This window comes from Nocardia anocheti (genome assembly GCF_029675105.1).
In the GTDB taxonomy this organism is placed as follows: Bacteria; Actinomycetota; Actinomycetes; order Mycobacteriales; family Mycobacteriaceae; genus Nocardia.
In genome coordinates, this window is sequence record NZ_JAQQFV010000005.1 from 319,194 (window position 1) to 344,754 (window position 25,561).

Below are 25,561 nucleotides of genomic sequence, written 5' to 3' on the forward strand. Positions count from 1 at the left end.
GAGGAGGAACCCGATGACCGTAATCGACACACCCACCATCTCCACGGAGACGACCACCGGCTGGACCCAGGCCTGCCGACTCGACTTCCTGATCCCGGGCCGCGGCGTTGCTGTCCTGCTGAAGGGTGGCAAGCAGGCTGCCCTGTTCCTGCTCCCCGACGGCACCCTCGCCGCGGTCGGCAACATCGATCCGTTCGGTCGGGCCGCGGTCATGTCGCGCGGCATCGTCGGCGATCGCGGCGGCCAGCCCGTCGTCGCCTCGCCGCTGCTCAAGCAGGCGTTCTCGCTGATCGACGGCCACTGCCTCGACGACGCCACCCAGTCGCTGCCCGTGTACGCGGTGCGCCTCGACGGTGGCGTGGTGTCGGTGTCGAACGAACCGGTGACTTCATGACCTCTCCGATCGACAGCGGCCCCTGCCTGGCCGGGTTCACCATCGGCGTCACCGCCGCCCGCCGGGCCGAGGAGTTCGGCACCCTGCTCACCCGTAAGGGCGCGACCGTGGTCTCCGCCCCCGCCATCCGCATCATCCCGCTGGCCGACGACACCGAGCTCGAGCGCGTCACCGAACAGCTCATCGCCGATCCGCCGCAGATCACCGTCGCCACCACCGGCATCGGTTTCCGCGGCTGGATGGAGGCGGCCGAGGGGTGGGGTCTGGCCGAGGTCCTGCGCGACACGCTGTCCTCGACCCGCATGCTGGCCCGCGGCCCCAAGGCCAAGGGCGCCATCCGCGCCGCCGAACTGCGCGAGGAATGGTCGCCCGCCTCGGAGTCCTCGGCCGAGGTGCTCGACCATCTGCTCGCCGAGGGCGTGGAGGGTGTGCGCATCGCGGTGCAGCTGCACGGCGCGACCACCGAGTGGGAGCCGGTGCCCGACTTCTGCGAGGTGCTGCGCTGCGCGGGCGCCGATGTGGTTCCGGTCCCGGTGTACCGGTGGGAACCGCCCGCCGACCGCGGGCCGATGGACACCATGATCGAGTCGATCGTGGCGGGCAGCCTGGACTGCGTCACCTTCACCAGCGCGCCCGCGGTGGCCTCGATGCTCATGCGGGCCAAGGAGACCGGCCTGCTCGAGTCGGTGCTGCACGCGCTGCGCGGTCGGGTGCTGGCCGCCTGCGTCGGCCCGATCACCGCCGCGCCGCTCGAGGAACTCGGTGTGCCGACCACCATGCCGGGCCGCGCCCGGCTCGGTGCGTTGGCCCGGCATGTGGCAGAGGAACTGCCGCGTCGCGCCAACCGCATCTACGCGGCCGGTCATCTGATCAGCGTGCGCGGTGGCTGCGTCGTCGTCGACGGTGAGGTGCGCTCGCTGGCACCCGCGCCGATGGCGCTGATGCGCTCGCTGGCCCGTCAGCCCGGCCGGGTCGTCTCCCGCGAGGACCTGCTGGCCGCCCTGCCCGGCGGCGGGGACGACACGCACGCCGTGGAAACCGCCATCGCCCGGCTGCGCGCCGGACTCGGCACCCCCAAGGCCATCCAGACCGTCGTCAAGCGCGGCTACCGGCTGGCCCTCGACGCCGCCGACTGCGCCGACACCCCCGTGCGTCCGCCGGTCCAGCCGCCGCACGCGGCGGGGATCGGCACCCCCGCCCGGTCACCGCGCGCGGTGCAGCCGATCGGAGTGTGGTGAGTACCGCGCGGCCGGGAGATCCGGCCCTGGTGCTCGTCGCGCACGGCACCCGCAGCACACGCGGGGTGGAGATGATCGCCGCGCTCGCCGAGGCGGTCGCCGTGGAACTGGGCGCCCAGGCCGACGGCGGGGCACCGAACGCGGCCCTGCGCACGGCCTTCGTCGACGTGCTCGGCCCGTCGCCCTCGGAGGTGCTGCGCGATCTCGACGGTCCCGCCGTGGTGGTCCCGGCCTTCCTGGCCTCGGGATACCACGTCTACCAGGATGTTCCGCGCGAGGTCGCCGAGAGCGGGCACTGCTCGGTCGCGGTGACCGCCGCGATGGGCCCCGACCCGGCCCTGGCCTCGATCATGGGTGTGCGGTTGCGCGCGGCGGGCTGGCAGCCGGGCGACGCGGTGGTCTTCGCGGCCGCCGGGTCCTCGGATTCGCGGGCGCGCCAGGACGTTCGGCGCGCGGCGGGCATGCTCGCCGAACAACTCGGCACGCCGGTCCGCATCGCCTACGTGGCCACCGGCTCGCCCCGGGTGCCCGAAGTCGTCGCCTCGCTGCGGGAATCGGGCGCGCGCAAGGTCTTCATCGCGTCGTATCTGTTGGCGCACGGCCTGTTCCACCAGCGCCTGCACGACGCGGGCGCCGACGGCGTCGCCGAGCCGATCGGCGTGCACCCCGCGGTGGTCCGGCTCATCGCCGACCGCTACCGCAGCGCCGCCCGCGAGCTGGTCCGCGCCCGCGTGCGCTGACCGCGTCCCGTCCGCCGGGTGGACGTCCGGGTCACGGGTCGGCCGGTGTCGGTCCCGGCCGATAGAGTGGGCCCGGACTTCACCAGGAGGGGACAGATATCGTGCCGGATTCGTCGGCGGACCACACGCATCCACAGCCCGAGGATGAGCTGACGTCGTACCCCGACGCGATCCCGGCACCGGCACCGCCGTCTTCGTCCGACGGTGCGCCAGCCCCCGGGCTGGTGAAGCCCTCAGCTGATGGTGCGCCAGCGCCGTACGCGAGTTCGCCTGCGGCCCAGCCGTACTCACCTGACGGTGCGCCGGTGCCTCATCCGGGCACGCCCGCGTCGCCGTACGCACCGGCAGCGCCGCCCTACCCGGCCGCGTACCCCGCCGGGATGGCGGCGCCCTACGCACCGGGCGTCCCGTACCCCGGACAGGTCGGCGGGCCCCTCGATCCGACCATTCCCCGCGAGCTGCCGTCGAACGTGCAGAACGCCTTCTACCTGATGCTGGCGGGCGCGGTCGTCACCCTGCTGGGCCTGGTCTACTCGTTCACCGTCATGGACCAGACCCGCGGTGAGGTCATGGACGCCTCCGGCGGCGTGCTGCGCGGGTCCGATCTGGACCTGGTCATGTCCGTGACCATGGGGGTCGGGGTGGGGACCTCGCTCATCACCGCGGGCCTGTGGGTCTGGATGGCCTTCGCCTGCCGGGCGGGCAAGAACTGGGCCAGGATCACCGGCACCACCTTCTTCGGGATCAACCTGGCGACATTCCTGTTCGGCATCCTGGCCGGGGCACTGACCGGCAGCCTCACCCTCGCGCACCTGTTCGGTGGCGTCGGCATCGCCATCGGCCTGGCCACGGTGATCCTGCTGTGGACCGGCCCGGCGAAGCCGTATTTCGCCCCCGCCCCGTCCTTCGGCTACCAGCCCTACCCGGGCCACCCCGCTCCCGGACCGTGGTGACGTCCGCCCGACACCTCGCCGGAAAAAACTTCGGAGAACTCCGAGGGATGTGTCGAGAGCGCAGAATCAGCTCCGACCGAAGGGTGACAGTCAAACCCGCACTCATCCCCAGGAGCACATCATGTCCGTCACGACCTTCCTCTGGTTCGACGCCGACGCCGAAGCGGCGGCCCAGCTCTACACCGCCACCGTGCCGAACTCGCGCGTCACCGAGACCACCCGGCAGGCCGACGGTTCGGCCTTCGTGATCGAACTCGATCTCGACGGCCACGCCGTCACCCTGATGAACGGCGGTCCGGGTCATCCGCACAGCGACGCCGCCTCGCTGCAGGTCATCGTGGATTCCCAGGCCGAGATCGACCGGATCTGGGACGCGCTCACCGAGGGCGGCGAGCCGGGCCCGTGCGGCTGGCTCACCGACCGCTTCGGTGTCGCCTGGCAGGTCGTGCCCGCGGTCCTGCCGAAGCTGATGGCCGGGGAACCCGCGCGCGTCATCGCTGTCGGCACCGCCCTGCGCACCATGTCCAAGCTCGACATCGCCGCCCTGCAGGAGGCGCACGACCGGGCCTGACCCCGGAAACGACGACGGCCGCCGCGGATCGGTAGTTCCGCGGCGGCCGGGTCGGCGGGGGAGGGGAGTCAGCCCGCCGAGCCGGTCAGCAGTCCGCCCAGATCGGCCGAACCGGTCCCGCCGCCGCCACCGGGCGTGGTCGGCTTGGCCGAGACCTCGACGGTCACCGTCTTGGAGCTGATCAGCTCCTGCACGGCCTTGATCTCGTGCGACCCGGTGGTGGTCGGGGTCCAGGTGATGGTGGCCTTGCCGTCGGAGACCGAGACCGGTTCGCCGATCTGGGTGCCGTTGTCGGTGAAGGTCACCTTGAACAGGAACGAGGTCGCGGTGACGTCGGCGGTCACGGTGTAGGCCGTGCCCACGTAGTGGGTGCTGCCGCTGACCGTGATGCCCTGGACGAGGGCCGAGGCCTGCGGTGCGGTGAGGATCGCCGCCGCGGCGACCGCGGTGAATGCCGTGAGGCCGAAACCGGCCCGGCGCGCCTGATAGGTCTTCATTGTCGTTCTCCTGTTCGCGCTGACCACTGCTGTGGTGTCGCGACAGTAGCGAGCCGTTTCCCCCGCCGTCCCGGAAACAGAAAAACGCATGTTTAAAAATATTTCCGGCCGGGCAGGCGCAGGTGACACCCGATTTCACCCGGAGGGGGTGAGGTGCGCGATCGGACCGGCGCCGACACTGGGTGACATGTCGACGTCCGGACCTCTCCGCTACCAGTTCGTCGTCGAGGGCGAACTCACCGAGCGCGTCCTCGCGGCATTCCCGGAGCTGCGCCGAAGTTCGCATTCGGCCACCGGAACCACCACCCTCTACGGCGTCGTCCCCGACGCCACGGCCATGCGCGGCGTCCTCGCCCGCCTCGACACCTTCGGCCTCACCCTGCTCGGGATGTCCCAGCTGCCCGACTGACCAGCGCCCCGCGTCGATGGCGTCGATCTGATAACGAGCCAGCGCACGGGCCCGGACGGGCAAACACGCAGCCTCCGATTCGCCTACCGTCGAGCTCGGCGACCACCCGCGCGCGGCGCGGTGAACAGCGAGTTCAGGAGGGTGCGGATGACCATGTCGTCGGATTCGCTGGAACTTCGCGGTGGCAGCCCGGCGGTAGCTGTGAGCGGCGCGACCATCCCGGAACTGTCCTTCGCGCCGGTGCGCTGCCCGGCCGCCTGCGCCCGCCTCGACCGCGCGCTGGCCGCCCCCGGACACACCGTCCTGCTGTGCGGCCCGGCCGGGAGCGGCAAGACCGTGACCCTGGTCGACTGGGTGACCCGCGCGCCGCGCGCCCGCGCCGTGCCGGTGGCCTGGCTGTCGGTCCTCGACCATCCCGACGACCTGCTCGCCGCCCTGGCCGGACTGCTCGACCGCACCCTGGTCCCCGACGGCGGCCTGCGCACCCCGATCGAACGCGCCGCCGATCTCGTCGCGATCCTGGCGGCGAACGCGCCGACGGTGCTGGTCATCGACGACGCCCACCTGCTCACCGACCCGCTGGAACTGGCCGGACTGGAATACCTGCTCGCGCACCTGCCCGCCCACGTCACCGCCCTGGTCGCGGGCCGTTTCGACCCGCCGCTGCGCTGGCACACCCTCGACCTGGCCGGACGACTCACCCGCATCGGCGGCGCGGAACTGGCGCTGTCCCCGCAGCGGGTCGCACAGCTGCTGGCCCAGCACGGCTGCCGCCTCGACGACGCCGAACTCGCCGTGGTGCACACCCTCACCCGGGGCTGGGCCGCGCTGGTCCGCATCGCCGCGATCTACCTCTCGGCCAATGCCGAGGACCGCGACACCGCGCTGACCGCCCTGGCCCGCCCCTCGCACGCGGTGGCCGACTTCCTCGTCGCCGAACTGCTCGGCTCGCTGCCACCGGCCACCCTCGAGTTCCTGCTCGCCACCGCGATCCCCACCCAGTTCTGTCTGCCCCTGGCCGAGGACCTGGTCGGCGAGGACGCGGCGCGCATCCTCGACGACCTGCTGCGCGCGAACTTCCCGCTGCACACCGTCGCCCACGGCGGCGAACTCTGGCACACCTACCACCCGCTGCTGCGCGCCTACCTGCTCGCCGAGGGCGCGCACACCCGCCCGGAACGCGCATCGGCCCTGCATCGTCGGGTGGCCGAGTGGTTCGCCGCGGCCGCCATGCCCGCCCCGGCCCTCGAACACGTCCTCGCCGAACCCGGCGCGCCCGGCCTGGTCGACTTCCTGCGCGAATGGGGCCTGCGGATGGTGCTCGACGGCACCGGTCAGCTGGTGCTCGCCGCCGTCGACCACCTGCCGGAACTGGCCGAGGACACCTATCTGCGCCTGCTGCGGGCCGCCGTCGCGGTGGAGGCGGGCGACATCGCCACCGCCGAGGTGTATCTGGAGGCCGCGCACATCGGCGCCGGACCCGCGTCGCGGATCGTCCCGCCCGGGTGGATCGACGCGCTCGATCTCGCGGTGAGCGCGGGAGTCGCGGTGCTGGTGGGTGATTCGTCGTCCGCGCGCTGGCCGCTGCCCGGCGCGACCGGTCAACCCGACCTCGACTGCTACGCGGGCCTGCACTGCGGCACCGCCCAGATCAGCGCCCGCGAGCTCGACAGCGGCACCGCCGCGCTGCGGCACGCCATCGTGCACGCCGAGAACGCGGGACTGGGCCGGGTGGTGGTCCGTGCCAGAACCGGGCTCGCCCTGGCGGCGGGCACCGCCGGGCGGGTCGGTGAATCGCGGGCGCTGGCCGCGCAGGCCGTCGAGAGCGCCGCCCGCTACGACCTGTCCGGTGAGGCCGGGATCGCCCGGGTGGTCGCCGCGTACGGCGCCTACCAGCAGGGTCTGGATCTCCCGCGCCCGCTGCCGAGCCTGCCCGCCGCCGAGCGCGAGACCTGTCTGCCCGCCCCGCTCCGGCAGGCCGCCATCGTCACCGCCCTGCTGAGCTTCCCCGACGCCTCCGACCGCGCGGCCACCGCGACGGCGTTGAGCAGGCAGGTGCACCGACTGCTCGACGAGTCCCCGGCCCTGCTCGGCACCGGCCGCACCCTGCTCGACGTGGTGTGGCTGCTGCTGCGCGTGCAGGCCCGCACCGAGGCGCAGCAGCTGATCGACCACGCCCTCCGTGTCCTCGGCCCCACGCCCGAGACCACCCTGGCCGAGGCCGGACTCGCCGTCTACACCCATCGCCCCGCGGCCGCGTTGCCGCTGGTGGAGCCCCTGCTCGGCCGGGTGGCGCCCGACCTGTCCGGCGGTGGGGTGGTCACCGGGTGGCTGCTGGTCGCGGTCGCCGCCGACCGGCTCGATCGCCCGCGCAAGGCCGACGAGGCGTTCGAGCAGGCGCTCACCCACGCCTGCGCGGAGGACCTGGTGCGCCCGTTCCTCGACGTGCCGGGCGCGCTGGAGGTCCTCGACCGGCTCGGCGGCCGCTTCGGTCGCTTCGACGCCTTCGTGGCCCGGGTGCGCGCCCAGCGCGGCGTGATCGAGGGCGCACCGCAACTCACCGAGACCGAATTGGTCGTGCTGCGCCAACTCCCCTCCGGCATGACCGCTGTCAGTATCGCCGGTGACCTGGGCGTCTCGGTGAACACCGTGAAGACCCACCTGCGCGGCATCTACCAGAAACTCGGCGTGAACGCCCGCGCCGAGGCCATCGCCACCGCCAGGGGCCTGGGTCTGCTCTGAGTCGCCGGAACCCGGTTACCGGGTGCGCTACAGTAGAAACCCGACCACAACCGTTGCGCCCGCCGATAGTGGCGGACCAGCTCGGGGAACTCCTGGCGCATCCGCCGTGAAGACACCCCCCTCGAGCGAGTTCACCAGCCGCGACAGCGCGACCTTCGGCGGGAAGTTCACCAGTAGGTGCACGTGGTCGGCTTTGCCGTTGTACTCGACCAGCTCGCACTCGAAGTCCGCGCACACCGCCGCCAGGATCTGTTCCATGCGATCCAGGTGCTGTGTCGAGAACATTGGATGCCGACAGTAGTGTTGGATCGTGCAGCTCCGGTACAACTTCCGCGTCTACCCGACGCCGGGTCAGCGGGCATCGCTGGCGCGGGCGTTCGGTTGCGCGCGGGTGGTGTACAACGACGGACTGCGCATGCGGCAGCAGGCCCGTGCGGCAGGGTTGCCGTACGTGAGCGATGCCGAGCTGTCGAAAGCGTTGACCACCGTCAAGAAGACCCCGGAACGTGCTTGGTTGGGCGAGGTGTCGTCGGTGGTGCTGCAACAAGCGCTGGCCGATCTGAACACCGCCTACCGCAACTTCTTTCAGTCGGTGATGGGGAAACGCAAGGGTGCGCGGGTAGCGCCGCCGAGGTTCCGGTCCCGCAAGGACAACCGGCAAGCGATCCGGTTCACGCGTAACGCCAGATTCGCGGTCACCGCGGGCGCGAAGCTGCGTCTACCGAAGATCGGCGACCTGAAAGTCGTGTGGTCGCGGGAACTGCCCTCGGCCCCGTCGTCGGTCACGGTTATCAAGGACGCGGCGGGCCGGTACTTCGCGTCGTTCGTCGTGGAGACCGTTACCGAGGCGCTGCCGCAGGTCGATTCCGAAGTCGGTATCGACTTGGGTTTGACCACGTTCGCGGTCCTGTCGGATGGCAAGACGATCGCCTCGCCGAAGTTCCTGCGTCAAGCCGAACGTAAACTCCGCAAGGCGCAACAAGCGTTGTCGCGCAAGCGGAAAGGGTCCGCGAATCGGGCCAAGGCTCGGATCGCGGTCGCCAAGGCGCACGCGAAAGTGGCTGACACACGCCGGGACTGGGCGCACAAGCACTCGACACAGATCATCCGCGACAACCAAGCGGTGTATGTCGAGGACTTGTGTGTGAAGGGTCTGGCTCGGACCCGGTTTGCGAAGTCGGTTCATGACGCGAGCTGGGGCATGTTCACCGCCATGTTGGAGGAGAAAGCGAACCGGTACGGGCGGCACTTCTCGAAGGTGGACCGCTGGTTCCCCTCGACCCGGCTGTGTTCGGTGTGCGGGGTGGTCGGCGAGAAGAAGCCGTTGCACGTCCGGGAATGGACATGTACGTGTGGCATCAGCCACGACCGCGACTTGAACGCGGCACGCAATATCCTCGCGGCCGGACAGGTCGAGAGGTTAAACGCTTGTGGAGGGGCTGTGAGTCCAGCCGCTTAGCGGCAGGCGAGCCCCGGTGAAACAGGAACCCACCGACAGCGGCGATCAGGGTCGCTAGTAGGAATCTCCCGCCTTCGGGCGGGAGAGGATGTCAAGCTGTGGCTCACGTCATTCGGGCCGGGGCGGCGATCGCGGGCCGGGCGACGGCACGCGCGATCCCGATGGAGCAGAGCATGACCGATGTCGTAGACCCGCAGCAGCTGGCGGCCCGGGTCGCTGCGGGCCTGACCGCGCCCGGCGCCCCCTTCGAGCTCACCGTCGAACCCGTTCTCGGCGTACCGATTCCGGTGCTGGCCCACCGTCGCCGCAGTCTGCGCGAACTCCTCGAACACTCGCTGTGCTGGGGCGAGCGCGACTACCTGGTCACCGAGGACCGCCGCCTGTCGTTCACCGACCACGCCGCCGCGGTCGCCGCCCTGGCCACCGCGCTGGCCCGCCGCTACGGCGTGGGCAAGGGCGACCGGGTCGGCATCCTGGCCGCCAACGGCCCCGACTGGGTGATCGCCTTCTGGGCCGCGCAGTGTCTGGGCGCGATCCCGGTCGGCTACAACGCCTGGTGGGCCCCGCCGGAGATCGCCTACGGCCTCGACCACACCACCCCCACCGTCGTGATCGCCGACGCGAAAAGGGCCGCGCGCCTGGCGGATACGGGCACCGCGATCCCCGTCCTGACCATGGACGCCGACCTGCCCGCGCTGATCACCGACTTCGCGGGCGCCGAACTCCCGAATACGCCTGTCGCCGAGGACGATCCGGCCGTCATCCTCTACACCAGCGGCACCAGCGGCAGGCCCAAGGGCGTGGTTCACTCCCACCGGAACATGGTGGCCGTCAGCGACTATCACCGATTCACCGACGCGATGCTCGCCTCCTTCACCGGACGGTCGGTCGGCGACGGCCCCAGCGAACGCCGCTACCTGGTCACCGCCCCGCTGTTCCACATCGCCAGCCTGCACAATCTGGTGGTCCCGCGCCTGGTCGCCGGTGCCGCGGCGGTCTTCCCGCACGGCGCGTTCGAGGTGGGCCGGGTGCTGAGCCTGGTCGACCGCGAACGCGTCACCAACTGGGCCGCCGTGCCCACCATGGCCTCGCGCCTGCTGGAACACGATGTCGCCCACCACGATCTGTCCTCGCTGACCGCCCTCTCGCTCAACTCCGCACCGACCTCCCCTGCCCTCCTGGCTGCCCTGCGCGCGAAGCTCCCGTCGCTGAACCTCTCGCTCACCACCAGCTACGGCCTCACCGAGAGCGGCACGGCCGCCACCGTCGCCACCCCACTGGACCTGGCCGCCGACGACGCCTCGGTCGGCCGACCGATCTTCGGCGTCGAGGTGCGCGTCCGCGACGCCGACGGCACCGTCCTGCCCGACGGCGTCGAGGGCGAGATCTGTATCCGCAGCCCGTACGTCATGCTCGGCTACTGGCACGACGAAGCGGCCACCGCCCGCGCGATCGATGCCGAACGCTGGTTGCGCTCCGGCGATTTCGGCACCATGACCGACGGCCGACTCACCGTCTCCGGCCGCCGCACCGACCTGATCCTGCGCGGCGGCGAGAACGTCTATCCGGTCGAGATCGAGAACGTCCTGAGCGAGCACCCCGCCGTCACCGAATGCGCCGTCTTCGGCGTCGCCCACCCCGACCTCGGCCAGGAGGTCGCCGCCGTGGTGGTCGCCGAGTCCGGCGCGATCACTCCGGACGAGCTGCGCGCCTTCGTCGCGGCCCGGCTCGCACACTTCAAGGTCCCCGCCCACTGGCGCCTCACCACGGACCCGTTGCCGCGCAATGCGACCGGTAAGGTGACCCGCCGCAATCTGACGGTCTGAACGCCCGATCCCGGCGTACCTGTGCCGATGTCCGCGGCCAGGCGTGGGGCGGCCCCGTGTGTGCGCCGGTATCCCGATCTGCCACGCTCACCAGTGTCCTTGTCCACGGCCGAGAGGACGCGACATGCCGGACGCGAACCGGATCACCTGGGGCAAACCCCGCAAGCCCACCGACGCCGACCGCGACGCCCTGCGCGCCGACCTGCTCGCCAAGGCCCGCGCCGTGCGCGCCGACGGCTGGGCCGCCCACCGCGACACCTGGCCCGCGACCCAGGTCGCCGTGGTCGCCTACCTGCTCGGCGACACCGAGGTCCTCACCGAACTCGAGGAAACCGACGCCACCGTGCTGAGCCGGTTCGCCGCCGACCTCTACGGTTTCGTCGGCGGCCGCAAGGACAACGAGAAGGGCCTGGTCGACACCCAGGCCTGGTTCGACACCGTCCGCAAGGCGCTCGGCCCCGCGTGAGCCGTGGTCAGGCCGGAGCGCCGGGCCGCAGCACGCAGCGGGTGGTGCTGTAGATGGTCGGCACGCACTCGTTGCAGTGCGTGCACAGCGACGGTGTGTCCGCGTCGGTCTGCCAGCGGCGGATCAGATCCGGCTCGCGCAGCAGCGCGCGGCCCATGGCGACGAAGCCGAACCCGTCGTCGATGGCCTGCTGCGCGGTCGCTCGGTCGGTGATGCCGCCGAGCAGGATCACCGGCACCGTCAGCTCGTCGCGGAACCGCGCGGCCTTCTCCACGAGATAGGCCGGGCGATAAGGGTATTCGCGCAGGAACTGCTTGCCGACCAGGCGGAAGCCCCAGCGCACCGGGATCGGTAGCGTCTTGGCGAAATTCGCGCGTGGGGCGTCGCCACGGAAGATGGCCATCGGGTTGAGCAGGGAACTGCCCGCGGTGAGTTCGATGGCGTCGACCGCGCCGTCGTCCTGCAGCCAGCTCGCCACCTGGAGCGACTCCTCGATCGAGAGGCCGCCGCGCACACCGTCTTCCATGGTGAGCTTGGCGGTCACCGCCATGGTGTCACCGACCGCGTCGCGCACCGCGCGCACCAGTTCCCTGGCCACCCGCGCCCGGTTGACCAGCGGTCCGCCGTAGTCGTCGCGGCGTCGGTTGAGCATCGGGCTCAGGAACGCACTCGCCAGATAGTTGTGCCCGAGATGCACCTCGACGGCGTCGAACCCCGATTCCTTCGCGAGGCGGGCCGCGCGCGCGTGCGCCGCCACCACCTCGGCGATGCCGAGCGCGTCGGGAGTCTTGGTGAACCGCATCCCGAGCGGATTGAACATCCGACTCGGCGCCAGCGCGGGCGCCCCGTTGGACCGGGCATTGGCCACCGGCCCCGCGTGCCCCAGCTGCGCGCTCACCGCCGCCCCCTCGGCGTGCACCGCGTCGGTGAGCCCGCGCAGCCCGGGCACCGCCTCCTCGCGCATCCAGATCTGATGCCGATCGGTCCGCCCACCCGGCGCCACCGCGCAGTAGGCCACCGTCGTCATCCCGACCCCGCCCGCCGCCACCTCCCGATGGAACTCCACGAGTTCCTCGGTCACCAACGCCTCGGGCGTGCGCCCCTCGAACGTGGCCGCCTTGATCACCCGATTACGCAGGGTGAGCGGACCGAGAACCGCGGGTGCGAGGACATCGCTCATGTCCGAAAGTGAAACACGTTCCAGTTCTGTCCGGCAAGGGGTGCGACCCGCTCAGTGGACGGTCACCAGCGATCCGGGGTGACCGGGGCGTCCCACGCCTTGGCGAAGCGGGTCTTGTCCTTGGTCTCCACTTCCTTGCGGCGATAGACGATGTAAGGGCGGGTGAGGTAGCCGACGGGGGCGCTGAACATGTGCACCAGGCGGGTGTAGGGCCAGGCGAAGACCAGGGCGAGCACGACCAGGCCGTGCAGCTGGAAGGTCCACGGCACGCCGACCATCAGACCCGGCTCCGGGCTGATCGAGAACAGGCTGCGGAACCAGGGCGAGACGGTCTCGCGGTAGTTGTAGGTGCCCCACAGCAGGTTGGAGCCCCAGGTGTTGAGCAGCCCGGTGACCAGCGCCAACGTGAGCAAGGTGTACATCAGCACGTCGTTGCGGCTGGTGTTGGTGCGCACCGCCGGGATGACCAGCCGCCGGTAGCACAGGATCGCCACCCCGGCGACCACCATGAGCCCCGCCACCGACCCCGCGCCCACGGCCAGCAGGTGGTAGGCGTGCTCGGAGATCCCCACCGCGTGTGTCCACGACTCCGGGATCAACAGGCCCATCACATGCCCACCGAACACCCCGAGCATGCCGAAGTGGAACAGCGGACTGCCCAGCTGCAACAGCTTGGACTCGTAGATCTGCGAAGACCGCGTCGTCCACCCGAACTGGTCGAACCGGTACCGCCAGACATGGCCCAGCACAAAGGATGTCGCGGCGATGTAGGGCAGGATCAGCCACAGGCCTTCGGGAACGGGAATGGTGGCGTTCATCGTCGGCCTTCCGTGGCGTCGAACAGCGAGGGGTCCATGGCGAAGGGTTCGAGACCGACCTCTTCCTCGGGCGGTCCCTGAGCGGCGAGTTCGGTGATGCGGCGGCGATCGGCGGTGGTCACCGGCGGGAGGGTCTGGAGCACCGCGGCGAGCACGCCCGCGTAGGGAGAGTTGTTGTCGCCCAGCGACAGTCGCAGCAGTTCGAGCACCGGCACGTGCTCGCCGAGCAGCCGTTCGCCGCCGATCGGGTCGACGGTGGCGGCGAATTCCAGCAGCACCGGCAGGTGGTCGGGCAGTTCCTCGTCGCCGAGTTCCACCCCCGCCTGGCGGTAGGCGTGCTTGAACCGCAGCAGCGCCATACCGCGCTTACGAGTGTCGCCGTAGGCGTAGAAGGTCAGGTGCAGGCTGGCCCGGCGGCGCAGGTCGAAGGTCTCGACATAGCGCTGCGCGACCTCGATGGCCGGGGTGTCGCGCAGGTAGGTGAGCACCGCGTCGAAGTGCACCCGCACGTCCTCGGGCAATTGAGTTGCGGCGGAAGTGATCCGTGCGAGCAGACTCAGAGTCTGCTCGCCGGGGTAGTCCAGCAGCAGGGCCGCCAGCCGCCACACGATCCGGCGATCGTGCTCGGCCATGACGGCGACCGGCTGCGGGCGACGGCGGATCGAGAGCAGGCTCATCGGTGCTCCCCCGCGGTCTCGCGCTGGTGGGCAGCGGCAGGGCCCCGGGCCGCGCTCATTTCGCCGCTCCGCTGACGGCGGCGTCGGTGGCAGCGGCGCCGTTGCCGCTACCACCGGATCCGGCGCCGTTGCCGGAATTCCCCTTGCCGTTCGCACCGTTGCCGTTGTGCCCGTTGCCGTTTCCGGTGGGCAGGAGCCCCGAGGTGGATCGCCCGTCCCAGTTGAGCAGGTTGATCCGCCCCGACTTCTCCTCGGGCGCGGCCTGATTCGTGTCGGCCAGCGAGAACTTCTCCACCACCTGGTCGAACGCGGTCATGCCCGGTCCGCCGTCGGTGTCGAGGCTGCATCCGGTCGCCAGCGAATCCAGCTCGTGCGCACGGGATGTCGCGCCGGACGGGATCACGTAGCGGTGCTCGTACTTGGCGATGGCCAGCAGTCGGTACATCGCCTCGATCTCCTCGGGCTCGAGCCCGATCGAGGGCGCGATGTGCTCGGCGGGTTCCTCGCCGAGGTTCACCGACCGCATGAAGGCGCGCATCCCGGCCAGTCGCTGTAGCGACGCGCGCACCGGCCCGATCTCACCGGCGGTGAACAGTTCGGCCAGGTACTCGATCGGGATGCGCAGCGCGTCGATGGCGCCGAACAGATTGCCCGCGTCCTCGCCGTCGTGCCCGGTCTCGGTGAGCACGTCCACCACCGGCGACAGCGGCGGCACGTACCAGACCATCGGCATGGTGCGGTATTCCGGATGCAGCGGCAGCGCCAGCTGGTAGTCCACGATCAGCTTGTAGACCGGCGAATCCTGCGCGGCGGCAATCCATTCCGGCGAGATCCCGGCCTTCTCCGCCTCAGCGATGACGCGCGGGTCGTGCGGATTGAGGAACACCCCGAGCTGCGAGGGGTACAGGTCCTTGGTGTCGGTGACCTGGGCCGCCTCGAGCACCGCGTCGGCGTCGTAGAGCATCACGCCGATGTAGCGCAGCCGCCCGACGCAGGTCTCCGAGCACACCGTCGGGATGCCCACCTCCACGCGCGGGTAGCAGAAGGTGCACTTCTCGGCCTTGCCCGTCTTGTGGTTGAAGTAGATCTTCTTGTACGGGCAGCCGGTGATGCACTGGCGCCAGCCACGGCACTTGTCCTGGTCGACGAGCACGATGCCGTCCTCCTCGCGCTTGTAGATCGCGCCCGAGGGGCACGACGCGGCGCAGGAGGGGTTGAGGCAGTGCTCGCAGATGCGCGGCAGGTAGAACATGAAGGTCTCTTCGAACTCCAGTTTCACCTTGTCCTCGAGCTTGCCGAGCAAGGGGTCCTTGCCGACCGCCTCGGGACCCGAGCCCAGGTCGTCGTCCCAGTTGGCACCCCAGGTGACCTTGGTGTCCTCGCCGGTGATCAGCGACTTGGGCCGCGCGACGGGCGTGGTGTCGGTGGGCGGGGAGGCCAGCAGGTTGTCGTAGTCGTAGCTCCACGGCTCGTAGTAGTCCTCGACCGTGGGCAGATCCGGGTTGGCGAAGATGTTCATCAGGCGCTTGAACCGTGACCCCGACTTGAGGGTGAGCTTGCCGCGCTTGTTCAGCGTCCAGCCGCCCTTCCACTTCTCCTGATCCTGGTACTGGCGCGGATAGCCCTGTCCCGGACGGGTTTCCACATTGTTGAACCAGACGTATTCGGTACCGCCACGGTTGGTCCAGGCCTGCTTGCAGGTCACCGAGCAGGTGTGACAGCCGATGCACTTGTCCAGGTTCATCACCATGGCGAGCTGAGCCATTACGCGCATGTCAGTACTCCACGTTCTGGTTACGTCGACGGATCGTGGTGACCTCATCGCGCTGGTTTCCGGTGGGCCCGTGATAGTTCAGGGCGAAGGACTGCTGGGCGTAGCCGCCGATCAGGTGCGAGGGCTTGATCAGCACCCGGGTCAGCGCGTTGTGGATACCGCCGCGCTTGCCCTTGGCTTCCTTCGTGGTCTGCTCGGTGCCCTCGATGCGCGGCACGTCCACCGCGCGGTCCTGCGCGTGGTACATGAATACGGTGCCCTCGGGCATGCGATGCGAGACGATGGCGCGGGCCACCACGATGCCGTTGCGGTTGGTCGCCTCGATCCAATCGTTGTCGGCCACACCGATCTTGGCGGCGTCGCGATCCGACATCCAGATCGTCTGCCCGCCGCGCGAGAGCGTCAGCATGTGCAGGTTGTCCTGGTAGGCCGAATGGATCGACCACTTGGAGTGCGGGGTCAGGTACCGCACGGTGACCCCGCCACCGGCCACATCGCCGATCGAGGGTTCGCTGAACAGCGCGGTCATGTCCAGCGGCGGCCGGAAGATCGGCAGCTGTTCGCCGAGTTCGATCATCCAGTCGTGGTCGAGGTAGAAGTGTTGACGCCCGGTGAGGGTGTGCCAGGGCTTGCTGCGCTCGACATTGATGGTGAACGGCGAGTACCGGCGCCCACCGGACTCGCTGCCCGACCACTCCGGCGAGGTGATCACCGGGACGGGCCGGGCCTGGGTGTCGGCGAAGGTGATCTGCTTGCCCTCGGCCTCGGCGGCGAGGTCGGCCAGTTCGGTGCCGGTGCGCCGTTCCAGCGCCTCGAAGCCCTCGACCGCGAGGCGGCCGTTGGTGGTGCCCGACAGCGCCAGGATGGTCTCCGCGGCGAAGGTGTCCTTGGCCAGCGAAGGCCGCCCGGCCGCGACCCCGGAGACCACGGTGCCGTTCTTGCCCGCCAGGTAGGCCACCTCTTTGTCGGGGTAGGTGGTGATGCCCTTGGTGGTCACGCCCAGGGTGTCGACCAGCGGGCCCAGCGCCGCGAGCTTCTCGGCGATCTTGGTGTAGTCGCGTTCGATCTGCACGATCTTGGGCATGGTCTTGCCCGGAATCGGTTCGCACTCACCGGCTTTCCAGTCCAGCACCTTGCCGCCCGCCTGCGCCAACGCGTCGGGGGAGTCGTGCTGCAAGGGCACCGCCACGATGTCCTTGCGCGTGCCCAGGTGCTTCTCGGCCAGCCAGGAGAACCCGCGCGCGATCCGGTGGAACGCCTCGAAGTCGGTCTTGGCCTCCCACGGCGGGGAGATGGCGGGGGAGAAGGCGTGCACGAACGGGTGCATGTCGGTGGAGGACAGGTCGTGCTTCTCGTACCAGGTGGCGGCGGGCAGCACGATGTCGGCGAACAGGGTGGTGCTGGTCATGCGGAAGTCCAGCGCCAGCAGCAGATCCAGCTTGCCCTCGGCACCCTCCTCCCGCCATTCCAGCTCTTTCGGGCGCACGCCGGTGGCGTCGGTGGTCTGCAGATTCGAGCCGCAGCCGAGCAGGTGCTTCTGGAAGTACTCGTTGCCCTTGCCCGAGGAGCCGAGCAGGTTGGCCCGCCAGACGGTGAGCACGCGTGGGAAGTTCTCCGGGGCGTCGGGGTCCTCGCAGGCGAAGCGCAGGTCACCGGATTTGAGTTGGGAGACAACGTGTTCGGCCGGGGTTTCGCCCGCCGCCGCGGCCTCGTCGGCGAGGTCGAGGGGGTTGCGGTCGAAGGTGGGGTAGCTCGGCATCCAGCCCAGGCGCGAGGCCAGGGCGATATTGTCGGCGGCCGTGCGCCCGGCGAAGACGCCCTTGCCCAGCGGCGAGGCGAAGGAGTCGGAGGTGAACGGGTCGTAGCGCCACTGGTCGTTGGTCAGGTACCAGAACACGGTGCCCTGCATCTGCCGCGGCGGGCGCTGCCAGTCCGCCGCCGAGGCCAGCGTGGCCCACCCGGTCACCGGACGGCACTTCTCCTGACCGACGTAGTGCGCCCAGCCACCACCGTTCTTGCCCTGGCAGCCGGTGAGCAGTGTGAGGGTGAAGAAGGCGCGGTAGATCTGGTCGGAGTGGAACCAGTGGTTGGTGCCCGCGCCCATGAGGATCATCGAGCGGCCGCCGGAACGTTCGGCGTTGTCGGCGAATTCGCGCCCGACGCGCGCGGCCTGCACGGCGGGCACACCGGTGATGCGTTCCTGCCAGGCCGGGGTGTAGGGGGAATCGGCGTCGTCGTAGCCCTTGGCCCACTCACCCGGCAGACCCTCGCGGCCCAGGCCGTACTGCGCCAGCAGCAGATCGAAGACGGTGGTGACCCGTTTGCCCGCAACGAGTTTCGTCGGCACGCCCCGCAGGATGGTGGTGGCCGTATCGGTGTCGAAGCGCGGCAGGGCGATCGTGGCGGGGGCTTCGTCGGAGTGACCGAGCAGGGTGAGCAGCGGGTCGACACCGTCGAGGTCCAGGTTCCACTTGCCGGTGTCGCCCTCTCCGAAGCGATGGCCGAGAGAACCGTTGGGCACCACCGGATTTCCGGCCTGATCCAACAGCACCGGCTTGTGCTCGACACTCTCACCGGTGTGGCCCAGATCGGCGGCGGTGAGGAACTTGCCGGGCAGGGCGCGTTCGTCTCCGTCGGGGCCCTGATCCGCCTCGTCGAGGCAGATCAGGTACGGCAGGTCGGTGAAACGCTTGATGTAGTCGGTGAACATCGGGGTCTGCTTGTCGAGGAAGAACTCCTTGAGCACCACGTGCCCCATCGACATCGCCAGTGCCGCATCGGTTCCCGGCCGCGCGGCCACCCACTCGTCGGCGAACTTGGTGTTGTCGGCGTAGTCGGGGGAGACCACCACGACCTTCTGGCCGCGATAGCGCGCCTCGGTCATGTAGTGCGCGTCGGGGGTTCGGGTCACCGGGACATTGGAGCCCCACATGATCAGATAGCCCGCGTCGAACCAGTCGGCCGACTCCGGCACGTCGGTCTGGTCACCGAACACCTGCGGCGAGGCCACCGGCAGGTCGGCGTACCAGTCGTAGAACGAGAGCATGTAGCCGCCGAGCAGCGAGACGAAGCGCGCACCGGTGGCATGGCTGACCATCGACATGGCCGGGATCGGCGAGAACCCGGCGACCCGGTCGGGCCCGTACTTCTTGATGGTGTGCACGTGCGCGGCCGCGGCGATCTCGGCGGCCTCCCACCACTCGGCCCGGACGAAGCCGCCCTTGCCGCGCGCGGTCTTGTAGGTCTTGGCCTTGACCGGGTCCTCGACGATCGACTCCCACGCCAGCACCGGGTCCTTGAGCTCGATCTTGGCCTTGCGGTACAGATCCAGCAGCGCGCCGCGCACATACGGGTAGCGCACCCGGGTCGGGGAGTAGGTGTACCAGGAGAACGAGGCGCCACGGGGGCAGCCGCGCGGTTCGTATTCGGGCTTGTCCGAGCCCACCGAGGGATAGTCGGTCTGCTGCGATTCCCAGGTGATCACGCCGTCCTTGACGTAGATCTTCCAGGAACACGAGCCGGTGCAGTTCACGCCATGGGTGGAGCGCACCACTTTGTCGTGCGACCAGCGGTCACGATAGAAGGCGTCGGCGTCACGGCCGCCCACCTTGTGCACCGACCGGTGGTCGGCGGAGACCTCGCCGCGCTGGAAGTACTTACCGAGGTTCAGCAATGTGTCGCCGAAATCGGTGGGCGACGGACCATGAGTGCGCGAATTAACCACGACGCCCCCTTCGAGCTGTGCAAATCGGGCTGTTGTTGGCCACTGTAAAGAGGGGCGGTGATCCCGCAAAACCAACTTTTCACATCCTCGTTCGGGCTGCTGTGAGGTGTGAGGCGGGCGAAATCTCGCGGTCACGGACGGGTCGGGGCGCGCGCCCGGCGAATCGGGGCCGACCTGGGTGAATGGTCGGCGAGCAGGCCCGACGCGGCCGTCGGAGAGCCTGGCCCCGGCGCTGCGGTGATGCTTCGGAAACGCTTGCTTCTCGGGCGGTTTACATTTGTTTACACAGCCGGGATGTCCGCTGAACAGGTCCGATGTGACCGCCCGCACATCGTGGCGGGTGCTGGACGCGCTGATCCGGGGGTCGGCGCGGGGTCGCCCGTCGGGCACCGGCGCGGAATTCTATAGCATTGCTGGATGGAAGGAATTGAAATCCTTTCAATTCGGTACCGCGCAGCGATTTTCGTGCTCACGCGCCCAGTTGCCCACCGATAACTAACCAAATGGCGGCGCGTCAATATAAAGAAACGGCATCTATTCCGTACGGTGCGTGGATCATGGTTGAACCGTCATCGAGGATGGGCCGGTGCAGACAGGGAGGGTTGGGGTGATACCGAAGTCGACGTCCGACGGTCCGGCGGGGCCACCGAGACCGCCGACGCTCGGGGGGTTGCTGCGGCGGCTTCGCGACGATCGGCGGATTTCCCGCGAGAAACTGGCCTTCGCGGCCGGAGTCAGCTCGAGTTACATCACGCATCTGGAAAGCGGGGACCGCGACCATCCGACGCGCGCGGTGCTCGAGGCGCTGGTGCGCTATCTCGATCGGATCACACCGGTCAGCGATATCGAGCGCAGGCACCTGTTCGATCTGGCCGGGCTCGCGCCGGTGGACAATCCCACCGTCGAGGATCTGCGCGCCGAGATCAACGTCGAGATGCGCCGCACCCTGGCCCTGCAGGAGCCCGATCTGGCGGCCTACGTCGACACACGGTGGAATGTGCTGGCGGGCAACGAGTCCTACGATCGCGCGTTCCCCGGCCTGGTCGAGGACGTCAACATCCTGCGCTGGTTCTTCGGCAACCCGCTCTCGCGCAAGGTGATGGTGGAGTGGGAGAAGGAGTCCACGCTCACCGTGCACTGGCTGCGCGGGCTGATCGGTCAGCAGGGCGGCGGCGACTGGGCCACCGACCTGCTCGACGAACTCGCGCAGTACCGCGACTTCCGGCGCATCTGGGACGACGGCGACACGGTCTACGGTCGCGAGCACACCGCCATGCGGCTGTGCGACCTGCACACCGGCGAGTACTACACCGTCGACGTCCAACTCTTCCGCCTCGACTCGGTCGCCTATCCCGGCCGCATCCAGTACTACCTGGGCGTGCGCGGCCCCGACCACTAGATCCCGGCGACCGCCACCGGCCGCGGCGCGCACGGCACGCACGTCGACACCAGCCCCGCCAGCATCGTCGCGACCTGTTCGGGATGGGTCAGCGCGGCGCCGTGCCCCGCCCCGGCGATGGTGCGCACCGCCCCGGCCCCGGCCAGCCCGGCCGCCAGCCGCGCGCACTTGTCGACGGTGCTGTTCTGGTCGTGCTCGCCGCGCAGCACGAGCGCGGGCACGGTGATCTCGCCCAGGCGTTCCGTCACCGCATCGCGGTCGACGAGGCACCGGGCGGCCGGGCGGATCGCGGTGCGGTCGGCGGCGAGCCACCGGTCGATCCACGGCCGCCACACCGCCGGGTCGTCCCCGCCGATCAACCGGGGCGCCAGACCCTCGGCCAGCGGCGCCAATTCCCCTGTCCCGCACCAGGCGTCGAAGAAGTCCTCGTAGTCGGCGGCTTCGGCGGGCGTGCACGCCTCGGCCTCGGTGTCGAGCAGGGCGAGCCCGGCGACGCGGTCGGGGGCCAGCAGCGCCAGGCGCAAGGCCGCGTATCCGCCCTGACTCATCCCACCGACGATCGCGCGGTCGATACCGAGCGCGTCCAGCACCCGTACCCCGTCGGCGGCCAGATCCCAATAGTCGAATCCGGGCGGCTCACCGTACCCGGTCCGGCCGTGCCCACGCGCGTCCCAGGTGACCACATTGATATCGGTGTGCCCCAGGATCTTCCGGATCGGATCGAACATCGACGCGTCCATCAGGAATCCGTGCGCCAGCAGCACGGTGGGCCCGTGGACGGCGCCCGTGCGGAAGTGGACGTTCACCGACCCGGAGTGCACGAAAGGCATGGCCGAAACATACAAGCCCGTCGGTGCCCGCGACACGGTTGCCGAGAAATATGTGACCGCCTGTCGCGTGTACTTCCGGAGGGGTGATCGCACTGGCCAGTGGTGGTATCCGCGCCGCGACGGGGATCTGGGAAACGTCGTCAGCGGTCGACGATGACGACGCCGACCTCCTGGAGTCGCGGTAGCACCTCCGGCGGGAACAGCCCGCGCGGCAGCACCAGCGGGGCGGCCCCGTACTTCACCACCGCGCAGTCCGCGCGCAGGGTCACCTCGGCGACGTTCGAGTACGGCACCCGCAGCAGGAAGGTGGCACCGGCCAGCACCATCGCGTCGGTGCCGAACTGGGCCGCCAACCCACTGCTCGCGGGCAGCATCCCCTGATACTGACGCACGGCGTTCGCCGACGGCCGACGCATCCAGAACCGCACCGCCAGCACCCACAGCACCGCGCCGACCAGCGCCGACAGCGCGCCGGGGACGCCGTATTCGAGTCCGCCGAACGCGCAGACCTCGAGCAGCACGAGCACGATCGCGAGCCGACCCGGCGTCCGCCGGTACGGCTCGAGACGCCGCGCGACGGTGAGCCGGTGCGCGGTGTCGGCCGCGATCACCAGCTGCGCCTGCGGGCGCGGCAGCCGGGGCATCGGCGGCAGCGGGGCCGGGCGTGGTGCGGCCCCCGGGTCGACGAGCCGCCGCAACTCCGCCAGCGGGTCGTCGGCGAACAGCGCCCGGGGCAGCGCGACGTGCCGGTTGTCGAAGCCGAGATCGACGACGCGGCGGGTGGCTCTGACGGAGCCGATTCGGTCGTAGCCGATCCGGGTGCGTGACGCGCCGTCGGCCAGGTCGAGCGCGTCGGCGCCGAGCGCGAGGGCGCAACTACCACCCGTGACATCGGACCGGGACACGGCACGGTACTGGCGACGCAACGAGAAGTACGTGGCGACGAGGACGTACACCGCGACCACGGCCTGGATCACCAGGATCTGCTCGCCGGAGAGCCCCAGCCAGAGCAGCACGATCGTGCTGGTCGACACGGCGATCGCGAGGATGATCGCCACGTGGCGGGGCGCCGCGCGCAGGGCGGTGTACCGGGCGAGCTGTGCGGCGGTGCCCGGTGTCGGCGTGACGCTGGCGTCCGGCGCGTCGATGCCGGGGATCGCGGGGGCGGGTTCGGTGAAGGGATCGGTCTGTGGCGGGGCGGATTCGAGCCCTCGCCCCTGGTCGTTCACGGGAGCACACTATGCGGTCGGGGCTCGCGGTGCGCGGTCATCGGGTGGTGATCGAGAGTCCTCGCTGTCGCAGCCAGGTGACGATCTGCTCGGGGAACAGCGCCCGGGGCAGAGTGGAGATCTCGCCCGTGGTGAGGCGCAGGACGGCGATCTCGGGATGCAGGTCGATGGCGGCGATCTCGGTGTAGCGGTGGCGCCGCAGGTGCGTCGAGGTCTCGCAGACCACGGCGTCCGCGCCGAACTGGGTCGCCAGGACGGCGCCCGGAACAGCATGGCGCACACTGCGTCCCGCGTCCGGCCCGGGCGAGTGGACGATGCGGTAGACGGTGTAGGCCGTCGCGGCGGCGAACAGGATCGGGACGGTCGTCCACACCGGCCCCAGGTACCAGCCGAAGCCCGCGGTGGCGAACACCGTGGCGAGCGTGAACCGGATCAGCACCGCGGGCTGGGCGATCCGCACCCGCAGATCGCCGGTGAACAGCGCGCGGGCGGTGGTGTCGTCGGCGACCAGCCGCGCTTGCGGCTCCAGCAGCGTGGGCAGCGGTGGCAGCGGCGGCGGACCGCCCGGCCGGGGATTATCCCGATGCCAGATCAGGTGACGCAGATGCTCGGCCATCGGCGCCGGGAACAACTCGCGCGGAAAGTTCAGCCGCAGCGCGCTGTCCACGTGCAGCACCACCACCGCGCCGGACGTGCGGACCGCGGTCACGCGCTCGTACCCCACCCGCACATAGGAATAGGCATCGGCGACATCGAGCGCGTCGGGCCCGAGTTGCACGGCCATCACCGCCCCCGGCGCGCAGATCACCGCGAAGGACCGCCGCAACCGCCGCCGCGCCACCACATAGCTGAGGGTGGGCGCCCCGACCGTGAGCGCGGCCACCGCCGCCACATGCAGCCACAGCCCCAGCACCACCGCGATCGGAAGCAACACCAGTAGCGCCCCGACCATCGCGATCAGCGGACCGGGACTCAGCGCGACCCGCAGCGCACCCCGGTGGGCCAGCCGCGCCGCCGTCCCCGGGGGCGCGGCGAACACGGTATCCGGGCGTGGTGGGAGAGGGAGCTCGGGCGCTGGGTGCGTCAACCGATCATCGACGGTCGACACCGGCGCCGGGTGGGTGAACCCGGTGTCCGGGCGCGGTGGGAGTGGGAGTTCGGGCGCCGGGTGAGTGAGCCGATCGTCGACGATCGACACCGGCGCCGGGCGGGTGAACCCGCCGTCCGCACCCGGTGTGGTCGGCCGGTGGGCGTAGGGCGTCTCGTGGGCGTGGCCGGGTGCCGGGTGGGTGTACGGGTCACCCGGCGTGGGGACCGGCGGTGGGTAGTGGGACAGGTCGTCTTCGCCGGTGGTGGGTGGACCGGGCAGGGTCATCGGGCGCCGACCTGGATGTCGGCGAAGGAGCTCACCCAATGATGCGGTGGCCGTGGGTCGTTCGGCTCGCCGGGGCGGTGGACGCCGATCACCTGCCAGCCCGCGGTGACGGCCGCGTCGAGTTCGTCGGGGTGGTCGGACAGGAACAGGATCTCCCCGGCGGGCACCAGGATGCTCTCGGCGATGAGGTCGTAGGAGGAGGGTTCGCGCTTCGGGCCCGCGCTCACCAGGTCGTAGTGGCCCGCGATCAGTCCGGACAGGTCGCCGGGCTCGGCGAAGGTGAACCAATCCCGTTGATTGCGTTCCGATCCCGAGGAGTACACGTACAGCGTGAGCCCGGCGTCGTGCCAGGCGCTCAGGGCGGGCGCCACGTCGGCGAAGAAGCGTCCGTGCAGCGCGCCCGCGCGGAAGCCCTGCGCGCAGATGGCGCCCTGGGCGGCCTTGAGCGGTTCGGCCTTCACATCCGATTCCAGCCAGCCACGCAGGATTTCGGCGACCCGCGCGGGGTCGGCGTCCGGCTCCCCGGCGAGCTCGCGGGTGGCGATGAGCACCGGATCGGCCGCGCCGCCGGTGTTTTCGGCCAGCCAGGCGGGCAGCCGGGCCGCGGTGTAGCCGTAGAGGTCGGTGCGGACGGAGTCGGTGGGGCTCGTCGTGCCCTCGATGTCGAGGACGATCGCCCGCGTCACGAGGCGGCGAGCAGGGCGTCGAGGGTGGGGAAGCCCGCGCTGATCTTGTCGCCGGTGAAGTCGCCGACCCAGCCGTCGGCCTCCTCGAAGAAGCGGATGGCGATGAAGTCGGGGGTGGTGCCCATGTCGAACCAGTGCAGGGTGCCCGCGGGCACCGAGAGCAGATCGCCCGCCTCGCAGACGGTGGCCAGCACCGCGTCGCCCAGGTGCAGGTAGAAGCAGCCGCGACCGGCGGCGAAGAAGCGCACCTCGTCCTCGGCGTGGCGGTGCTCGTCGAGGAACTTGGCGCGCGCGCCCGCGGCCGTGGCGGGCCAGTCGGGATTGTCGGCGTCGGGGTGGATGCGGGCGATGTCGATGTGCTGGTAGCGGCCCGATTCGTTGAGTTCGGCGATCTGCGGGGCGTAGTGCGCCAGCAGGGTCTCGGAGTCGGTGGTGGCGGCGTCGTCGCGGACGGGCCAGTGCGCGTAGGCGATGCCGTGCTTCGCCAGTTCGACGCCGATCTCGGCGGGGTCGGTGGTACGCACTCGCACCTCGGTGGCGTCGTCGGCGGCCATCACTTGCAGCAGGGTCATGT

23 protein-coding genes are annotated in these 25,561 nt (G+C 70.2%); 11 read left to right on the top strand and 12 right to left on the bottom strand.

What is annotated here, in order from left to right; all coding sequences use genetic code 11:
* Positions 1-13: 13 nt before the first annotated feature.
* From nirD to QC180_RS15475, 5 genes are all read left to right on the top strand, one after another.
* Entirely contained in the window at positions 14-394 is a 381-nt protein-coding gene (gene nirD, locus QC180_RS15455; protein ID WP_278263424.1) for a nitrite reductase small subunit NirD, read from the top strand.
* On the top strand, positions 391-1,632 hold the full coding sequence (locus QC180_RS15460; RefSeq protein ID WP_278263425.1) for a uroporphyrinogen-III synthase: 1,242 nt from the start codon (positions 391-393) through the stop codon (positions 1,630-1,632). The genes nirD and QC180_RS15460 overlap by 4 nt, the downstream gene beginning before the upstream one ends.
* The gene (locus QC180_RS15465; protein WP_474646453.1) at positions 1,629-2,372 is read left to right on the top strand and encodes a sirohydrochlorin chelatase; all 744 of its coding nucleotides are present in this window, start codon (positions 1,629-1,631) and stop codon (positions 2,370-2,372) included. Before QC180_RS15460 ends, QC180_RS15465 begins: the two co-directional genes overlap by 4 nt.
* 380 nt (positions 2,373-2,752) lie before the next feature.
* A complete protein-coding gene (locus QC180_RS15470) occupies positions 2,753-3,325 on the top strand; it encodes a hypothetical protein (RefSeq protein ID WP_278263427.1) in 573 nt (190 codons plus the stop codon).
* 121 nt (positions 3,326-3,446) lie between these two features.
* Positions 3,447-3,896: a VOC family protein gene (locus tag QC180_RS15475; protein ID WP_278263428.1), complete on the top strand. Its 450-nt coding sequence runs from the start codon at positions 3,447-3,449 to the stop codon at positions 3,894-3,896.
* Between the two features lie 68 nt (positions 3,897-3,964).
* On the opposite strand, the gene QC180_RS15480 is transcribed toward QC180_RS15475, so the two are convergent.
* Positions 3,965-4,393: an Ig-like domain repeat protein gene (locus QC180_RS15480; RefSeq protein ID WP_278263429.1), complete on the bottom strand. Its 429-nt coding sequence runs from the start codon at positions 4,391-4,393 to the stop codon at positions 3,965-3,967.
* Between the two features lie 187 nt (positions 4,394-4,580).
* On the opposite strand from QC180_RS15480, the gene QC180_RS15485 reads away from it, so the two are divergent.
* Positions 4,581-4,802: a hypothetical protein gene (locus tag QC180_RS15485; protein WP_278263430.1), complete on the top strand. Its 222-nt coding sequence runs from the start codon at positions 4,581-4,583 to the stop codon at positions 4,800-4,802.
* 147 nt (positions 4,803-4,949) lie between these two features.
* The gene (locus tag QC180_RS15490; RefSeq protein WP_278263431.1) at positions 4,950-7,544 is read left to right on the top strand and encodes a winged helix-turn-helix domain-containing protein; all 2,595 of its coding nucleotides are present in this window, start codon (positions 4,950-4,952) and stop codon (positions 7,542-7,544) included.
* Positions 7,545-7,571: 27 nt separating this feature from the next.
* Here the strand turns inward: QC180_RS15490 and QC180_RS15495 are convergent, their stop codons facing one another.
* Complete coding sequence (locus tag QC180_RS15495; protein ID WP_474646454.1) at positions 7,572-7,802, bottom strand: transposase; 231 nt, start codon at positions 7,800-7,802, stop codon at positions 7,572-7,574.
* Positions 7,803-7,854: 52 nt separating this feature from the next.
* Here QC180_RS15495 and QC180_RS15500 point away from each other — a divergent pair, with 52 nt between their 5' ends.
* The 3 genes from QC180_RS15500 to QC180_RS15510 all read left to right on the top strand — a co-directional run bounded on the left by QC180_RS15500 (position 7,855) and on the right by QC180_RS15510 (position 11,295).
* Positions 7,855-9,003: an RNA-guided endonuclease InsQ/TnpB family protein gene (locus tag QC180_RS15500; RefSeq protein ID WP_278263432.1), complete on the top strand. Its 1,149-nt coding sequence runs from the start codon at positions 7,855-7,857 to the stop codon at positions 9,001-9,003.
* A gap of 173 nt (positions 9,004-9,176) precedes the next feature.
* Positions 9,177-10,829, top strand: a complete 1,653-nt coding sequence (casG, locus tag QC180_RS15505; RefSeq protein ID WP_278263433.1) for a steroid-24-oyl-CoA synthetase — start codon at positions 9,177-9,179, stop codon at positions 10,827-10,829.
* A 124-nt stretch (positions 10,830-10,953) separates the two neighbouring features.
* Positions 10,954-11,295: a hypothetical protein gene (locus tag QC180_RS15510; protein WP_278263434.1), complete on the top strand. Its 342-nt coding sequence runs from the start codon at positions 10,954-10,956 to the stop codon at positions 11,293-11,295.
* Positions 11,296-11,302: 7 nt separating this feature from the next.
* On the opposite strand, the gene QC180_RS15515 is transcribed toward QC180_RS15510, so the two are convergent.
* The 5 genes from QC180_RS15515 to QC180_RS15535 all read right to left on the bottom strand — a co-directional run bounded on the left by QC180_RS15515 (position 11,303) and on the right by QC180_RS15535 (position 19,468).
* Positions 11,303-12,475 carry an NADH:flavin oxidoreductase gene (locus tag QC180_RS15515; protein WP_278263435.1) on the bottom strand — a complete coding sequence of 391 codons (1,173 nt, stop codon included), beginning with the start codon at positions 12,473-12,475 and terminating at the stop codon, positions 11,303-11,305.
* 62 nt (positions 12,476-12,537) lie between these two features.
* Positions 12,538-13,293 carry a respiratory nitrate reductase subunit gamma gene (gene narI, locus QC180_RS15520; RefSeq protein WP_278263436.1) on the bottom strand — a complete coding sequence of 252 codons (756 nt, stop codon included), beginning with the start codon at positions 13,291-13,293 and terminating at the stop codon, positions 12,538-12,540.
* Positions 13,290-13,970: a nitrate reductase molybdenum cofactor assembly chaperone gene (gene narJ / locus QC180_RS15525; RefSeq protein WP_278263437.1), complete on the bottom strand. Its 681-nt coding sequence runs from the start codon at positions 13,968-13,970 to the stop codon at positions 13,290-13,292. The genes narI and narJ overlap by 4 nt, the downstream gene beginning before the upstream one ends.
* Positions 13,971-14,025: 55 nt before the next feature.
* Positions 14,026-15,735, bottom strand: coding sequence for a nitrate reductase subunit beta (gene narH, locus QC180_RS15530; RefSeq protein WP_278263672.1), 1,710 nt, complete (start codon positions 15,733-15,735; stop codon positions 14,026-14,028).
* A 10-nt stretch (positions 15,736-15,745) separates the two neighbouring features.
* Positions 15,746-19,468, bottom strand: coding sequence for a nitrate reductase subunit alpha (locus QC180_RS15535; protein ID WP_278263438.1), 3,723 nt, complete (start codon positions 19,466-19,468; stop codon positions 15,746-15,748).
* 670 nt (positions 19,469-20,138) lie between these two features.
* Between QC180_RS15535 and QC180_RS15540 the strand changes: the two genes are divergently transcribed.
* Positions 20,139-20,867, top strand: coding sequence for a helix-turn-helix transcriptional regulator (locus QC180_RS15540; RefSeq protein ID WP_278263439.1), 729 nt, complete (start codon positions 20,139-20,141; stop codon positions 20,865-20,867).
* Here QC180_RS15540 and QC180_RS15545 read toward each other — a convergent pair.
* The 5 genes from QC180_RS15545 to QC180_RS15565 all read right to left on the bottom strand — a co-directional run bounded on the left by QC180_RS15545 (position 20,864) and on the right by QC180_RS15565 (position 25,559).
* Positions 20,864-21,697, bottom strand: coding sequence for an alpha/beta fold hydrolase (locus tag QC180_RS15545; protein ID WP_278263440.1), 834 nt, complete (start codon positions 21,695-21,697; stop codon positions 20,864-20,866). The two genes, QC180_RS15540 and QC180_RS15545, sit on opposite strands and share 4 nt — an antisense overlap.
* Positions 21,698-21,837: 140 nt before the next feature.
* Positions 21,838-22,926, bottom strand: a complete 1,089-nt coding sequence (locus tag QC180_RS15550) for a hypothetical protein (RefSeq protein WP_278263441.1) — start codon at positions 22,924-22,926, stop codon at positions 21,838-21,840.
* Positions 22,927-22,963: 37 nt separating this feature from the next.
* Complete coding sequence (locus QC180_RS15555) at positions 22,964-24,301, bottom strand: hypothetical protein (RefSeq protein WP_278263442.1); 1,338 nt, start codon at positions 24,299-24,301, stop codon at positions 22,964-22,966.
* Complete coding sequence (gene mtnC, locus QC180_RS15560; protein WP_278263443.1) at positions 24,298-24,987, bottom strand: acireductone synthase; 690 nt, start codon at positions 24,985-24,987, stop codon at positions 24,298-24,300. Before mtnC ends, QC180_RS15555 begins: the two co-directional genes overlap by 4 nt.
* Complete coding sequence (locus QC180_RS15565) at positions 24,984-25,559, bottom strand: 1,2-dihydroxy-3-keto-5-methylthiopentene dioxygenase (protein ID WP_278263444.1); 576 nt, start codon at positions 25,557-25,559, stop codon at positions 24,984-24,986. The genes mtnC and QC180_RS15565 overlap by 4 nt, the downstream gene beginning before the upstream one ends.
* Positions 25,560-25,561 lie beyond the last annotated feature (2 nt).

What these genes read in the sequence shown, in the direction of transcription:
- QC180_RS15475 (WP_278263428.1), top strand. Translation starts at nt 3,447, where the DNA reads ATGTCCGTCACGACCTTCCTCTGGTTCGACGCCGACGCCGAAGCGGCG.
- QC180_RS15470 (WP_278263427.1), top strand. Translation starts at nt 2,753, where the DNA reads ATGGCGGCGCCCTACGCACCGGGCGTCCCGTACCCCGGACAGGTCGGC.
- nirD (WP_278263424.1), top strand. Translation starts at nt 14, where the DNA reads ATGACCGTAATCGACACACCCACCATCTCCACGGAGACGACCACCGGC.
- narJ (WP_278263437.1), bottom strand. Translation starts at nt 13,970, where the DNA reads ATGAGCCTGCTCTCGATCCGCCGTCGCCCGCAGCCGGTCGCCGTCATG.
- QC180_RS15495 (WP_474646454.1), bottom strand. Translation starts at nt 7,802, where the DNA reads ATGGAACAGATCCTGGCGGCGGTGTGCGCGGACTTCGAGTGCGAGCTG.
- QC180_RS15485 (WP_278263430.1), top strand. Translation starts at nt 4,581, where the DNA reads ATGTCGACGTCCGGACCTCTCCGCTACCAGTTCGTCGTCGAGGGCGAA.
- narI (WP_278263436.1), bottom strand. Translation starts at nt 13,293, where the DNA reads ATGAACGCCACCATTCCCGTTCCCGAAGGCCTGTGGCTGATCCTGCCC.
- QC180_RS15460 (WP_278263425.1), top strand. Translation starts at nt 391, where the DNA reads ATGACCTCTCCGATCGACAGCGGCCCCTGCCTGGCCGGGTTCACCATC.
- QC180_RS15545 (WP_278263440.1), bottom strand. Translation starts at nt 21,697, where the DNA reads ATGCCTTTCGTGCACTCCGGGTCGGTGAACGTCCACTTCCGCACGGGC.
- QC180_RS15480 (WP_278263429.1), bottom strand. Translation starts at nt 4,393, where the DNA reads ATGAAGACCTATCAGGCGCGCCGGGCCGGTTTCGGCCTCACGGCATTC.
- QC180_RS15555 (WP_278263442.1), bottom strand. Translation starts at nt 24,301, where the DNA reads ATGACCCTGCCCGGTCCACCCACCACCGGCGAAGACGACCTGTCCCAC.
- QC180_RS15510 (WP_278263434.1), top strand. Translation starts at nt 10,954, where the DNA reads ATGCCGGACGCGAACCGGATCACCTGGGGCAAACCCCGCAAGCCCACC.
- narH (WP_278263672.1), bottom strand. Translation starts at nt 15,735, where the DNA reads ATGGCTCAGCTCGCCATGGTGATGAACCTGGACAAGTGCATCGGCTGT.
- QC180_RS15490 (WP_278263431.1), top strand. Translation starts at nt 4,950, where the DNA reads ATGACCATGTCGTCGGATTCGCTGGAACTTCGCGGTGGCAGCCCGGCG.
- QC180_RS15565 (WP_278263444.1), bottom strand. Translation starts at nt 25,559, where the DNA reads ATGACCCTGCTGCAAGTGATGGCCGCCGACGACGCCACCGAGGTGCGA.
- casG (WP_278263433.1), top strand. Translation starts at nt 9,177, where the DNA reads ATGACCGATGTCGTAGACCCGCAGCAGCTGGCGGCCCGGGTCGCTGCG.
- QC180_RS15515 (WP_278263435.1), bottom strand. Translation starts at nt 12,475, where the DNA reads ATGAGCGATGTCCTCGCACCCGCGGTTCTCGGTCCGCTCACCCTGCGT.